Origin of the sequence: Hoyosella altamirensis (genome assembly GCF_014191505.1) — a bacterium.
GTDB lineage: Bacteria > Actinomycetota > Actinomycetes > Mycobacteriales > Mycobacteriaceae > Hoyosella > Hoyosella altamirensis.
In genome coordinates, this window is the sequence record NZ_JACHWS010000001.1 from 1,170,428 (window position 1) to 1,183,818 (window position 13,391).

Here is a 13,391-nt window from a genome sequence, read left to right on the forward strand (position 1 = left end):
CTACTGCGAAACACCAGTGGCGACAGCATTCACCGTGAGCTGAGTGAAGTCGTCACTGGTGTTCTCGCATTCAGTCCACCTTGTGCAGCGCGTAGAATCCGATCTTCATGTACTTGCCGGCTACGCGGAACAGGATCTTTCCGAGGAAGACGCCGGGTGCGAGTTCAACGAGTTCATCCCGGATGCTGCGAATCAGCAGCCGCGGGTTGGTTTCGATCGACTTGTAGTCGATGACAAGCACTTTCTGATCTTCTGCATCCTTGTCGCGGCTTTCCTCAACATGTGTCTTGAACTCGAATGCGAGCGTGCCGTCCTCAGTTTGCGTCATCGAGTACAACGGCCACAGCAACCGCAATGGTGTCGACGCGCGTGAGGAAATGCGGTTGGAGCCGCCCTCGGGGGCGAAGCGTTTGCCTTCCCATGGCATCCAGAGGTCGGTGACAGCCGTGACGGTTCGGTCCAGAATCGGAAGCGTCGTGGTCATCACGAGCATGCCCTCGGTTCGACCGTGAAGCTCCGCTGGGGGACGTCCCGCCCGGAACAGCGTCTCGAGTTCGCGGGCCGCCCGATCGTAATCACGAAGGTCGCTATCGCGGAGCTGACGTAACCACGCCCACACCTCACCGCATGCCGCTGCACGGTCAGTTTTGGCGCGTTCTCGCAGGTCCGTCAGTCGCTGGACCGGGTCTCCGGAGATAGCGGCTGAGTCGGAACCATTGTCGTCAGCAGGTGACATTAAATACCCCATCCATAGGTGTCGAACGTGATGGTAAGTCTACGGCCGACAGCGGGCATCGTGGTGTAGTTCACACCGCCTGTCACCACCAGGGAATGGGCCACCGTGAGAAGCACAGTCGCGATAGCAGGACGTCTTCTTCCAGCGCGATGATCTCCATTGAATGAATGCCCGTGTGATGAAAGGCGAGTTCTTCCGGGATGCGAGGTCCGACCGTCATCGTCTTTCCGAGTAACACATGTCCGGCGAAGTTCAGCACCGCGACGTTCGCGGGGCGGCCATGGTGCGTCAGCCGGACTTTGACGTGCTGCATTGTGGAGCCGAAACGAATGTTGGTCGTTCGGCCGACGTCGAGGCCGGTGACAGTGCCTGCCGTGCGCACATGCGTCTCAGGCAGGGGCACGCCGTCGTGCGCGAGAACTTCGAGCGTGAACCCAGGGCCTGTCCGGGGATTGCGGCCGGAGTCGTCCGGTGAAAAATTGACTGTCTGGCCGCGCAGATACGAGAGGGGCCGCGTGATCGACAGGGGGGATAGGGGGGACACGGTGACTCCTCCTCATGATCTTCTCCTGCACATTGTGCTCGCCTGCGCGCAACCGTGAGGCCGGTTTGCGTGACCCGTTCAGGATTGCCTCGATGGGCCGTCACTCGTTCAGAAGAAAATCCAGCATTTGGTCTCGAGTTTCTTCGAGGCTGGTCCGGAAGAAATGATGGCCGTCGTTGATGACGTGTAAGCGGCTGTTCGGGATCATCCGCGCCATCCAGCGAGCGTTGACCAGTGGGACGATCGGATCGTCGTTGCCCGCAAGTATCAGTGTCCGCTGGCGCAGCAGCGGCATGAACCAGTGACTGTTCCATCCGGTGACGGCAAGCTGCTGAAGCAGATAGCCGCGCCGACTGACACGCCCTGCGTGCTGCTCTACAGGAATTTCACGGCTTCGCAGCGCGCCACCGTAGATGTCACCCGCGACGCGACGGAGGTAATCAGGATCGTTGAAGCGTCGCGGTGTGGACACCCTGTAAAGGGTGGCGGGGCTTCCGGGAACCATCGGCAGCCCCGGCATAGTGGCCGCGAGTATCAGTTTGCGGCAGCGAAGCGGGTTCTGCAGGGCGAACTGCTGCGCGAGCATCCCGCCCCAGGACAGCCCGAAAACGTCGACTGTGCTGTAACCGAGTTTCGTGAGCATGCGCCGCACGAGTGAGGCCAGCATCGGGAGTATGTAGGGATGCTTCGGCGGTGGTGAATCTCCGGCGCCCGGTACGTCGAATGCGATGACCTCAACCCCACGGAGCGATTCGGCGAGAGGCGTGAGCATCGAGATCCGTCCGCCGAGTCCGTTCATCATGAGAAGCGGCGTGTTTCCTTCTGCACTCTGCGGATTTCCTGGCCAGATCGCGACCCGGATCGCGTAGCCCAGCACCGTCACATCGCGAACTGAATGGGGTCTGGCTTGCGCGGTGATCATTGACCGTCCTTCGTGACGTGCGCTGTGAGGCAGAACCGATTGCCCACCTCTGAGCGACAAAATCTAGTAAGGCTGGACGTTGTCGCTCAAAGGTGGGCAGACGGACACCGGGTAAAACCTCTACCGGTGCGAGAACAGCGGTTTCCGCTTCTCGATGAACGCCGCCATCCCTTCCTTCTGATCATCAGTCGCGAAGGTCGAGTGGAACACGCGCCGTTCGAACCTCACGCCTTCACTCAGAGTCGTCTCGAATGATCGATTGACGGCTTCCTTCGCCATCATCGCGATGGGCAGAGACATGTCAGCGATCGTCTTCGCCACTTCGAGGGCGACGTCGCGCAACTGATCGACCGGAACAACCCGTGACACAAGTCCCGCGCGCTCTGCTTCGTCGACGTCCATGAATCGGCCAGTGAGGCAAAGATCCATGGCTTTCGCCTTACCGACCGCGCGGGTCAGGCGCTGCGATCCACCTATGCCGGGAATGACACCAAGTTTGATCTCGGGCTGGCCGAACTTCGCGGTATCTGACGCAATCAGGATGTCGCACAGCATCGCGAGCTCACATCCGCCGCCAAGCGCATATCCAGAAACCGCTGCGATCGTCGGTGTGCGCAGTTGTGCGAGCTGATCCCATGCGGCAAACCAGTCCTCAAGGAACACGTCAGCGAAGGTTTTCGGGGCCATCTCCTTGATGTCGGCGCCTGCTGCGAACGCCTTCTCAGAACCGGTGATGACAATCGCGCCGACACTGGGGTCACGGTCCAGTTCCCTCAAAGCTGCGACAGTTTCCTGCATCACTGCCAGGTTGAGCGCATTGAGAGCTTTGGGACGATTCAGCGTCAGAAGCGCTACGCGTCCGGATCGCTCCACCATGATCGAAGCCATTGTTTTCCTCACTTCTCGTGAACGTACGTACCAGGAGCCGCCTCACGAGGCGGATAGGTCGTGCTGCCGAGATTTGTCGGTGCGGTGATCTCGTCACCTGAGCGGGGCTGGATCCACTCTGTCCAGTGGGTCCACCATGAGCCGGACTTCTGTTCGGCCTTGCCCAGCCACATGAGTGGATCAGACTCGTCCGCTTTGGCGGTCCAGAACTTCTGGCGAGACTTGGCAACGGGACTGACGATCGTCTGGATGTGGCCTTTGTTCACCAGAACCATCTCGCTGTCACCACCTAGAGCTTGTGTCGTCATATAGCAGGGCTCCCACGTGGTGATGTGGTCGGTCTGCGCGGCGACGACGAAACTGTCGGCGGTTACCTTCGACAGATCTATCGGAGTGTTCTGGACCGTCGCCGTATTCGGCTTGATCAAGTCACCACTCGACATCAGCGCTAGGCTGTCCCTGATGAATGCTGCCGGAATGTTCACGACGTCGTCATTCCAGGCGAGCAGGTCGTAAGCGGGAAGATCCTCACCCCTGAGCCAGCTGTTGATGAGGTTTCCGAACACCAGGTCCTTTGGTCGCATCCACGCGAAGTTATGCGCGATGGTTTTCGCGTCGATCACGCAATCCTTGTCAGCCCAGCCGCCAACAAGTGATTTGATGCCGCGGGTCGCGAGTGTGGTCACCAAGTTCGGCTTGCGGGTGTCGATCATCGTGACCAGATACGTTGCCGAGTGAATCGGATTGCGGCCCTCGGCGGCGAGATGCGCCTGGGTGAGCGCACTCATGGAACCGCCCGCGCAGAAACCAACGAGGTTCAGATCGTCGGCTCCACTGATCGCACGAACCACCTCGAACGCGCGGGCCAGAGCCGCGACATATTGGTCGATACCCCAGCCATGTGGAGATGCCTTGCCTTGCTGCGGGTTTTTCCACACGAGCATGAACGTCTGCATGCCCGAATTGACGGCGTGTTCCACCATTGACTGGCCAGGCGTGAGGTCAAGGATGTAGTGACGGCCGATCTGGGGCGGAACGAAAAGGAGCGGCCGCTGGCGAACCGTTGCAGTGGTCGGGCTGTACTGGAGGATCTCGAACATTTCCTCGCGGTGCACCACCGCGCCCTTGGTGCAGCCAACGTTCTCGCCCACCTTGAAGGGCTCGGTATCGGCCATGCGCGGTAGTCCACGGTTGGTGATGGCGTCGCGAACGAAGTTGCGTGCGCCCTTAAGCAGCGACAGGCCTGCTGTGTCGATCGCCTTCTTCGTGGCGGCGGGATTCGTGAACAGGTAGTTCGCAGGTGAGATCGCGCCGGTGAGTATCCGGCTCAGGTAGCGGGCGCGTTCCCGGCGTTCCCAGTCCCAAGTCTCGTCATCAAAGAAATCATCGACGTATTCGGCCCACGCGATGTGGCTTTGCGCCAGCCGTCGATAAAAAGGGTTTTCTCGCCATTGGGCGTCGCCATACTGAGCGTCGCGCTGTGGAATCTCGATTTCGGACATTCCAAGCGCAATCTTCGACCACTCCGTCATCAGCGCGGTGGTGTGTTTCGCGGTGAGATCCGGACGGGCAAATTTGCCCAAGAGGGTGCGTACCTCTAAAGGGTCGAGGGTCTTCACGCGCAGTCCTTCCGCTAGGGGTTAGGACAAGCGTGGGCTAGATTACAAATCCAGTGAAGAGGAACTTCTGTAAGCCAGCTGTGCAGTTCTGCACATGCCTGGTCGGGAATGGGGACAGAATCGGGTGATCACATGCGTGCTGACGACCTCGTCGTGCTGCTTGAGATAGCTCGCTGCGGTTCACTTGTCGGTGCGGCCTCGGCTCTCGGACTGAATCATGCGACGGTGTCGCGGCGCATATCGGCGCTCGAGGCCGAGTTGCGCACGCCCGTACTGGTCAGAGGTACACGCGGGTGTGAGCTGACTGAGGTTGGTGAACGGCTTCTCGTGTCGTGTGAACAGATTGAGTCGGCCTTGACCGATGTTCGTGACCTTGTCAATACGATCCCGCGGGACCGCGCGCTCTCCGGTCTGGTGCGCATCGCCACGACCGAAGCGTTTGGTGCGTACTTCATTGCGCCGCTTATGGCAGATCTGCACAGGATCAATCCTGAACTGACCGTAGAGATCATCACGCAGACTCGGCTGAGCGCCTATGGAATCGGCGCTGACATCGAGATCGGCGTGGGTGAGCCCGTGGTGAGCCGGCCGGGCGCGGAGAAGCTCACTGACTACTTGTTGGGCCTTTACGCCTCCGCTGAGTATGAAGAGGAGCGGGGGCTGCCGGCTAGCACGGCGGAGTTGCGGGCACATTCGCTGATCTACTACATCGAGGGTCTGCTCCGCGTGGAGGACCTGGACGTTTTGAGCCGCCTGATCGGTAGCCATGCGGTGACGTTCGGCTCAACCAGTGTGCAGGCGCAGGCCGCCGCAACGCTGGCGGGGGCAGGGATCGGGCTGCTGCCCGCTTTTGTTGCCGAGCGAGAGCCCACGCTGCGTCGCGTTCTCCCGGAGGATGTGGCGATCACACTGGAGTTCACAGGCTGCCTTGCGCCCCGGCGGCTGCGCAGACCAGCTTCGGTGACCGTGATGCAGGCGATCAGGGAGATGGTAGCGGAGCGGCGAGCGGACCTGATGCCAGCGTAGGCTGGCCGTATGGTTGCCGTAAATTCAGCGATGATCCCGCTGGGGACCGAGGCGCCACAGTTCTCGCTTCCAGACCCCGCGGGGAAGCTATGGGCCTTCGACGATGTCGCAGGCGAAAAGGGAACGCTCGTCGCGTTTCTCTGTAATCACTGTCCGTTCGTCAAACACATCGCACAGCCATTCGGCGAAGCAGCGGCGCGATGGTCCGATGCGGGCATCGGCGTCGTCGGAATAAACAGCAACGACCCCGATGCGTATCCCGACGAAGTGCCCGAACGTATGGCCGAGCAGTCCCGGGCGTGGGGGTGGAACTTCCCCTACCTGAGTGACGCAGAGCAGTCGGCAGCGCTGGCGTATCACGCCGCGTGTACACCAGACTTGTACCTCTTCGACTCCGGTCGGCGACTCGTCTATCGTGGTCGTTTCGATGCCTCGACACCAGGAAACAATGAGGCAGTGACCGGTGAGAATCTCTCGGCCGCAGTCGATGCCGTGCTCAGCGGGCGGCCAGTGCCCGGCGATCAGATTCCGAGCATTGGGTGCAACGTCAAATGGAAACCGGGTAATGAGCCGCCCTGGTACCGCTGATCACAGAGTGCGCCCGCGAGTAATGTCGTCCGCATGATTATTCAGCTCGGCGAGCACGTACCGCAGATCGACAGTACCGCGTGGATCGCACCGAACGCCGCAGTAATCGGACGCGTGACGATCGCTGCGGACGTCAGCATCTGGTACAACGCGGTGCTGCGAGGTGACTTGGAGTCCATTTCGATCGGTGCACAGACAAACATCCAGGATGGCTGTGTGTTGCACGCTGACCCAGGCATGCCGCTGCAGGTCGGCTCAGGTGTGTCCGTCGGACACAACGCGATCCTGCACGGGTGCACTGTAGAGGACGATGTGCTGGTTGGTATGGGCGCGACCGTGCTGAACGGCGCAAAGATCGGCGCCGGCACGCTGATTGCCGCAAACGCACTGATTCCCGAGGGCGCGCAGATCCCGCCTGGGTCTCTCGTCGCGGGCGTCCCCGGCAAGGTGCGGCGTGAACTGGGGGAGCAGGAAAAGGAGCGCATCAAGCTCAATGCCGCCGTTTACTTGCACAACAAATCGCTGCACGTTGATGCGCGGGAGATCTGAGGTTCAGAACGAGGACGACGCGGCGTCGAGTACTGTCCGGTCGCGATTCTCGAGTAGATCGAACTGGGGTGCGGTTCGGGGGAGTTCCCAGTAGAAAAAGAACCGCGCCGCGTTCCGCTTCCCGTCATAGAAGTCCCCGGCCTTACCGTGCGCGGTGAGCGCCTGCTCTAGCCAGATCCACGCGAGGACGACGTGCCCGGCCGCCTCGAGGTAGACGGTCGCGTTGGCGAGGGCAACGGCGGCATCGCCGTCTGCCCACACCGTGGCGGTGACGGAGGTCAGGCGCTCCGCGGCTCGACGTAATCGTGTCGCGAAGTCGCGAAGTTCGACGTCCCCAGTCTGGTCGGCCCGGTCGGCTGTTTCGCACATCGTCTGCGCGAGCGCTGACAGCGAAGCGCCCCCACCAGCGATCGCGCGGCGGCCAAGCAGGTCAAGAGCCTGGATACCATGCGTGCCCTCGTGGATAGGGTTGAGGCGGTTGTCGCGGTAATGCTGCTCGACGTCGTAGTCGCGCGTGTACCCAGCGCCGCCATGTATCTGTATGGCCAGATCGTTTGCGACCAGGCACCACTGGCTTGGCCAGCTTTTTGCGATCGGTGTGAGCACGTCTAGAAGAATCTGCGCGCGGCTGCGTGCTTCCCCGTCGGGCGCGGTCTTGACCTCGTCCACGAGTTTGCCGCAGAAAAGTTCCAGTCCAAGCGCACCCTCTACGTACGCCTTCTGGGCCAGCAGCATGCGTCGCACGTCGGGATGTTCGATGAGCGGGACCTGGGCGCCTTCGCCGCGGTTAGTAACGGGACGGCCCTGCGGGCGGGAACGTGCATATTCGAGCGACTTCAGGTACCCCGTGTATCCGATGGCCGTCGCACCCAGTCCCACACCGATGCGTGCTTCGTTCATCATGTGAAACATGTAGGCCAGGCCGCGATGTGGTTCTCCCACAAGGTATCCGACAGCTCCCGGCGCGTTCCCTGGTGTGAACGCCCCATCACCGAACACGGGCGCAGTGTTGACCGTGCCGCGGAAGCCCATCTTGTGGTTGATGCCCGCGAGGATGACATCGTTCCGTTCGCCTAGCTGCCCATCATCGCCGACGAGAAACTTCGGGACGATGAACAGGGAGATTCCTTTAGTGCCCGAAGGGGCTCCCGGGATGCGCGCGAGGACGAGATGAATAATGTTGTCGGACAGTTCATGGTCACCTCCAGAGATCCACATTTTCCGCCCAAAGATGCGGTATGTGCCATCGCCCTGCAGAACTGCCTTCGTCGTGATGTCGGCGAGACTCGACCCGGCTTGAGGCTCGGAGAGCGCCATGGTGCCGAGGAATCGCCCGTCAACCATGGGTTTGACATAGCGGGCAACCTGTTCCGGCGAACCGTGCGCGAGGAGAAGATTCGCTGCCCCGACAGTGAGGAGCTGGTACCCCGTGGTGCTGACGTTAGCGGCGTAGAACCACGCCATGCACGCCTGGAAGACCACGTGCGGAAGCTGGGTACCGCCGAGTTCATAATCCATTGCGGCGCCAACGAGGTCAGCTTTAGCGAACGCATCGAGCGCTGTTTTCACCTCGGGGATGACATGTACGGACGTGCCGTCAAACTCAGGTTCCTCAAGGTCGCTCTTGCGGAAATGCGGGGCGAAATACTCAGCTGCGAGGTCCGCGCTCAAGCGCAGCACATCGTCAAATGACGCGCGTGAGTGGTCGGCGAACCGGCTCCTCGTGGTGAGTGTCTCCACGTCGAGCCACTCGTACAGAAGAAACTCGATATCGCGTGCTGACATGATGTGGGATCGCATGACACTCCTTCACGTGCTCGACGCAATCCTATGCGTAGTCGTTGACGTCGCTCCGCTCCAGCTGAATTGGCGCTCTGTGAGATCGAGCGATCCGTCAGCGCGAATACGCAGCACAGTGCTCGCACGCGTGCCGTAGCTGCCCATCCGGATGAATCGGCTCGAGAGAAGCTTCTCGAACAGCCGGGGTACGCCAGTGTCCGGTAGCGAGCCGCTAGGCGCTTTCGTCGTGTCGGTGAGAACGGCGAGATAGTCTTCCGGATCAGCTGAGCCGTCGTCGGTTGCCGCCACTTCGGCAAATGCGGCCTTCCCGTCGACGACCTTCGGCCAAGGGGTGTCGAGAAGTGCATTCGAAAGTCCGTGAATCCCGGGCTGGACCATGCTGGGACCAGTATCGCCGCGGTTTGACGTCCACCAGAGCTCAGAGCCGTCGCTCACGAAGAGACTGAACCCACCAAACTCACCGCCCCGGGCGGTGGCCGCATCGCAGTACTCCCTCGCAGACAGGTCGCCGAGCAGGAAGTCCTTCGGCAGATCACCGCGTGACAAGGTTCCCGCAGCTGGTGCGCCGTCGCGAAAGTTCGTCACCGCTGCGAAACGCTTACCGGCTGTAACACCCATCCATGTGCCTCCCGACAGTTCGTCACGGCCCGCGAGTACGTCGGGTTCGGTACCCCACCAGTGCACTCCCGTCGTGGGACGACGGAAGAACTCGTCGCGATTCGCGGCGACGATCAGCGGCACATCTGGATTGTCCTGCCACGCCAGGAGAATTAGGCACACGTCACGACCGTACGTGCGCGCTGGATATCGGGCTACTAAGGCGCGCATTCGGGGGTTAGCTTGCCGCCGAGCGGCGTAAAGTTCGGACCGAGCAGTCTCTCGCCGACTGCTTATGAGGGAGACTTCCATGGGGCTGATCGTCAGTCGCCGCATGGCGCTGCGACTTGGTTTCGGCGCGGTAATGGGCACGGTCTTTGGTGGTGCGGCCGTCAGTTGCGCGTCGATGCGGGATGAGGCGGACGGTGACAGGGCAGATCCGGATGAGTTTCACGTACCGGAGGTAGTTCGCAGCGCCGATGGTGTGCTCGCGGTGTCACTGACTAGTGTTGTCGCGTCAGTCGACATGGGCGCCGAGCGGCCAGTGACGACCTACACCTATGACGGCATGGTGCCCGGACGTACCTGGGAGGTTCAGGCAGGTGACACCCTCCGCATAGATCTGGTCAATGATCTGCCGGAACTCGATGTTTCGCATGAGGATATGGGCGCGTTTGACATGTCGCGTCCCCACGAGTGGACGACGACGAACCTGCACACACATGGCTTGCACGTTTCCCCGCAAGGGAATGGAGATAACGTTTTTCTCAGCGTCGCTCCGGGCGGAACGCAGCGGTATGAGATACCTATCCCTTCCCATCACCCAGGAGGAATTCACTGGTACCACCCGCACCGGCACGGAGCCGTATGTCAGCAGGTGAGGGCAGGGATGGCCGGGATGATCATCGTGCGGGGCGAGATCGACCAGGTGCCTGAGGTGCGGGCCGCGAAAGAACAGGTGATGGTGCTGCAGGCCATCGAGCTCGGCGATGACTTCCAGTTAGCCGAGCCCATCCCTTACCCCACCACTGAGCAGTCATTCTTCCCTCGCACACAAATCCTCTACACCGTGAACGGACGGTTGACGCCGAAAATCACCATGTATCCGGGTGAGGTGCAACGCTGGCGGCTCGTCAACGCTGCCGAGGGCAAATACATGTCCTTGGCGTTAGAGGGACACGCCTTGAATGTCCTCGCTTGGGACGGACTCACTCTTGCCGAACCGGAGCCGAGCGACGTCGCGCTGCTGTCAGCCGGGAACCGGGTCGAGCTACTCGTGAAAGCGGGAGCGCCGGGTACGTACAACCTCGTACTCACTCCGGGATCTAGCCAGCATCCAGATATTCCCGGCATGCCGCACAGTCCCAACGACCCTGGAGGTTCTACCGAGGAACATTCCCCGCATGAACCGCCACCAATGAGTACTGGAGAACTCGAGGTGCGGCCGATCCTCACGCTAAAGGTGGCCGGCGAGGGTCCCGAAATGAACTTGCCGTCGACGCTTCCCGCGTACGATCCGCCGATGCCGCCGATCGCGCGCACGCGCGAGGTTCGGTACACGGTTGAACGGGAGCCCGGCAACGAGTTCGAAACTTTCGGCATCAACGGGTTTCCGTACAGTCCCGAACGTGAGCCATATCAGCCGCGGCTCGGAACGGCGGAAGAGTGGACGATCGTCAACGCGACTGACCCGAAGCTAGCGCGTCACGCGCACGTTCTCCATATTCACGTCAACCCGTTCAAGATCACAAAAATAAACGGTGAAGCACTCGACAAACCCCTGTGGCGCGACACATGGGTTCTTACCGGTGGCACGGGCGATTCCTTCACCTTCGAAACTCATTTCGCGGACTTCACCGGTCAATTCGTGCAGCACTGCCACATCCTCTCCCACGAGGATCTCGGAATGATGGAAGCAGTGGAGGTAATCGAATGAGCGCACACCTCTCCCGGCGCGAGGCACTGCGCGCGGGTGCGATTCTTCTCGGCGCGGGTATGACCGCGACGTTCATCGGGTGTTCGGCGAATGGCGCCGGCCCACCAGCCGCCGCCCAGGTAGATACAAGCGCGCTCGACGAACTTGCTGCGCGGCTGCGCGGCACGCTGCTACGGCCCGGTGACGCCGAATATGAGGCACGCAGTGCTTCGGCGAACGGCCGGTACCTCAGCACCAGACCCATCGCCGTCGCGCAGGTTGCTGATGAGGAGGACGTGGCGACGTGTGTGGAGTGGTCCGTGCAGAATGGCGTGCAACCAGTGGCCCGTGGGGGCGGGCACAGCTACGCCGGATTCTCGACAACCACTGGTCTGCTGATTGACATTGCTGCACTGGATTCAGTGCAGATCAACGACAGTGACGGCACAGTGGTGCTCGGTGGCGCAGCGAGCAACAGAGCGATGCTCACCGCGAGCGCCGACGGGCCGTTTTTCCTCCCCGGCGGGACGTGCCTTGCTGTCTGCTACGGCGGACTCGCCCTCGGTGGCGGCATCGGTTTCAACACCCACTGGGCGGGGCTCGCGAGTGATCGGATGACCGCGACGCGCATCGTCACCGCGGATGGGAACATCCTCGACGTCAGCGACGCACAGCACGAGGATATGTTCTGGGCGTGTCGCGGAGGCGCAGGCGGCAGTTTCGGGATCAACACGGCTTTTACGTTCGCGCTGGCGGAAGTTCCGCGGCACCCCGTCACACACTTTGACATTAACTGGAGCGGCGCGGATGCTGCGGGCGCGATGCTGAATGCATTCAACATTCTCAGCGCTACTGCACCTGCGGAGTTCAACGCTGACGCCTACGCTCAGGCCACCGAAATCGGGAGCGGCGGACCCGAAGCGGCAATTCACGTCAATACGCACGGCCAGTACATCGGGACTGCAGACGAATTGCGTGACCTACTGGCCCCCGTCATCGCCGCAGCGGGGGAGCCGGACAGCCAGAACATCACAGAAATGGGGTTCTGGGATGCGCAGCGGATCTTCGCCACCGACGAACAACCGTCACATTCGTGGGGAGACATCTCGCGGTTCGCATCCGACCCGATTCCCGAGAGTGCCGTCGGGGAACTGGTCGACCTTCTGGTCGCGTGCCCGAGCCGATCGGATGATGCGAATGGATCAATCTGGTCGCTGGGGTGGGTCGGGGGAGATGTTGTCAACGCGTTCGGGCGAACCGAAACCGCATACGTCCATCGAGGCATGTCGACACTACTGCGGCCGACAACAGTCTGGCCCAACGACGCCCCAGCGTCGGTGGGAAACGACCTCAACCAGTGGACCGACGCTGTCATTGCTGCGATCGCACCTCACACCCCAGACGAGAGCTATCAGAACTTTCCGAATCGGGCACTCACCAACTGGGAGCAGCAGTACTACGCCGAGAACTTCGATCGTCTTGTCGATGTGAAGACGTCCTACGACCCGAATGATGTGTTCCGCAATGAACAAAGCATCCCGGTTCGAAGGTAGGGCAGATGTGAGAGTGCCGATGAATCTGCTGATTCTGGAAGGTCAGTAGTACATGAGTCCCATTGCTGACAGGTACCGCAAGCACGCCGACGCGTTCGAGGCGAAGGTCGCGGGCACTCCGCCCGATGCCTGGGAGCGGCCATCGCCTTGCGAGGGGTGGACTGCACGCGACGTGGTCCGCCACATTGTCGACATGCACGCCGTGATGGTGCGTCCACTAGGCCAACAACTCAGTCCGGCGCCCTCAGTTGACGAAGACCCACTCTCCGCTTTCAAGTCTGCCCGGGGCGACGTTGAGCGTCTCCTCAATGACGACGAGGTGGCGGCCACTGAGATCACGAGCCCCGCAGGATCAATGACTGTCGAGAATCATGTCGATCGAGTCGTTAGTGACGACATGGTGCTTCACGGCTGGGACCTCGCGCGGGCGACGAATCAGGACGACACAATGGATCAAGACGATGTCGACCGGATCTGGGCAGGCACATCCGCGTTGCCGCCACAATTGCTCGATCAGATGCGAACTCCCGGCGCGTTCGGGCCAGGCGTCGTCGTCTTCGGTCCTGAAGTGAAAGTGCCCGGCGATGCGCCCCTGCAAGCGCGCCTTCTCGGAATGATCGGGCGCGACCCTCACTGGACGCCGCCATCGTGACG

13 protein-coding genes are annotated in these 13,391 nt (G+C 61.3%); 6 read left to right on the forward strand and 7 right to left on the reverse strand.

The window, feature by feature from the left end; translation table 11 throughout:
- Nucleotides 1-70: 70 nt before the first annotated feature.
- The 5 genes from FHU29_RS05655 to FHU29_RS05675 all read right to left on the reverse strand — a co-directional run bounded on the left by FHU29_RS05655 (nt 71) and on the right by FHU29_RS05675 (nt 4,709).
- The gene (locus tag FHU29_RS05655; RefSeq protein WP_064440885.1) at nt 71-736 is read right to left on the reverse strand and encodes a hypothetical protein; all 666 of its coding nucleotides are present in this window, start codon (nt 734-736) and stop codon (nt 71-73) included.
- Nucleotides 737-818: 82 nt separating this feature from the next.
- Nucleotides 819-1,280 (reverse strand): hypothetical protein, encoded by a 462-nt coding sequence (locus FHU29_RS05660; RefSeq protein ID WP_064440884.1) that lies wholly within the window; start codon nt 1,278-1,280, stop codon nt 819-821.
- Between the two features lie 100 nt (nt 1,281-1,380).
- A complete protein-coding gene (locus FHU29_RS05665; protein WP_064440883.1) occupies nt 1,381-2,202 on the reverse strand; it encodes an alpha/beta fold hydrolase in 822 nt (273 codons plus the stop codon).
- A 120-nt stretch (nt 2,203-2,322) separates the two neighbouring features.
- Nucleotides 2,323-3,090, reverse strand: a complete 768-nt coding sequence (locus tag FHU29_RS05670; RefSeq protein WP_064440882.1) for an enoyl-CoA hydratase — start codon at nt 3,088-3,090, stop codon at nt 2,323-2,325.
- 8 nt (nt 3,091-3,098) lie between these two features.
- On the reverse strand, nt 3,099-4,709 hold the full coding sequence (locus FHU29_RS05675; RefSeq protein WP_064440881.1) for a PHA/PHB synthase family protein: 1,611 nt from the start codon (nt 4,707-4,709) through the stop codon (nt 3,099-3,101).
- Nucleotides 4,710-4,841: 132 nt separating this feature from the next.
- On the opposite strand from FHU29_RS05675, the gene FHU29_RS05680 reads away from it, so the two are divergent.
- The 3 genes from FHU29_RS05680 to FHU29_RS05690 are packed head-to-tail and all read left to right on the forward strand — an operon-like array spanning nt 4,842 to nt 6,872.
- Nucleotides 4,842-5,735, forward strand: a complete 894-nt coding sequence (locus tag FHU29_RS05680) for a LysR family transcriptional regulator (protein WP_064440880.1) — start codon at nt 4,842-4,844, stop codon at nt 5,733-5,735.
- A gap of 9 nt (nt 5,736-5,744) precedes the next feature.
- On the forward strand, nt 5,745-6,323 hold the full coding sequence (locus FHU29_RS05685; protein ID WP_064440879.1) for a thioredoxin family protein: 579 nt from the start codon (nt 5,745-5,747) through the stop codon (nt 6,321-6,323).
- Between the two features lie 33 nt (nt 6,324-6,356).
- The gene (locus tag FHU29_RS05690) at nt 6,357-6,872 is read left to right on the forward strand and encodes a gamma carbonic anhydrase family protein (RefSeq protein WP_064440878.1); all 516 of its coding nucleotides are present in this window, start codon (nt 6,357-6,359) and stop codon (nt 6,870-6,872) included.
- Nucleotides 6,873-6,875: 3 nt separating this feature from the next.
- On the opposite strand, the gene FHU29_RS05695 is transcribed toward FHU29_RS05690, so the two are convergent.
- A complete protein-coding gene (locus tag FHU29_RS05695; protein WP_064440877.1) occupies nt 6,876-8,672 on the reverse strand; it encodes an acyl-CoA dehydrogenase in 1,797 nt (598 codons plus the stop codon).
- Nucleotides 8,673-8,681: 9 nt separating this feature from the next.
- A complete protein-coding gene (locus tag FHU29_RS05700; RefSeq protein WP_064440876.1) occupies nt 8,682-9,452 on the reverse strand; it encodes an NRDE family protein in 771 nt (256 codons plus the stop codon).
- 127 nt (nt 9,453-9,579) lie between these two features.
- Between FHU29_RS05700 and FHU29_RS05705 the strand changes: the two genes are divergently transcribed.
- Genes FHU29_RS05705 through FHU29_RS05715 form a run of 3 tightly spaced genes read left to right on the forward strand, consistent with a single transcriptional unit; the run spans nt 9,580 to nt 13,389 of the window.
- Nucleotides 9,580-11,205, forward strand: coding sequence for a multicopper oxidase family protein (locus FHU29_RS05705; RefSeq protein ID WP_064440875.1), 1,626 nt, complete (start codon nt 9,580-9,582; stop codon nt 11,203-11,205).
- Nucleotides 11,202-12,737, forward strand: coding sequence for an FAD-binding oxidoreductase (locus tag FHU29_RS05710; protein WP_064440874.1), 1,536 nt, complete (start codon nt 11,202-11,204; stop codon nt 12,735-12,737). The genes FHU29_RS05705 and FHU29_RS05710 overlap by 4 nt, the downstream gene beginning before the upstream one ends.
- 52 nt (nt 12,738-12,789) lie before the next feature.
- Complete coding sequence (locus tag FHU29_RS05715) at nt 12,790-13,389, forward strand: TIGR03086 family metal-binding protein (RefSeq protein WP_064440873.1); 600 nt, start codon at nt 12,790-12,792, stop codon at nt 13,387-13,389.
- Nucleotides 13,390-13,391: the final 2 nt, after the last annotated feature.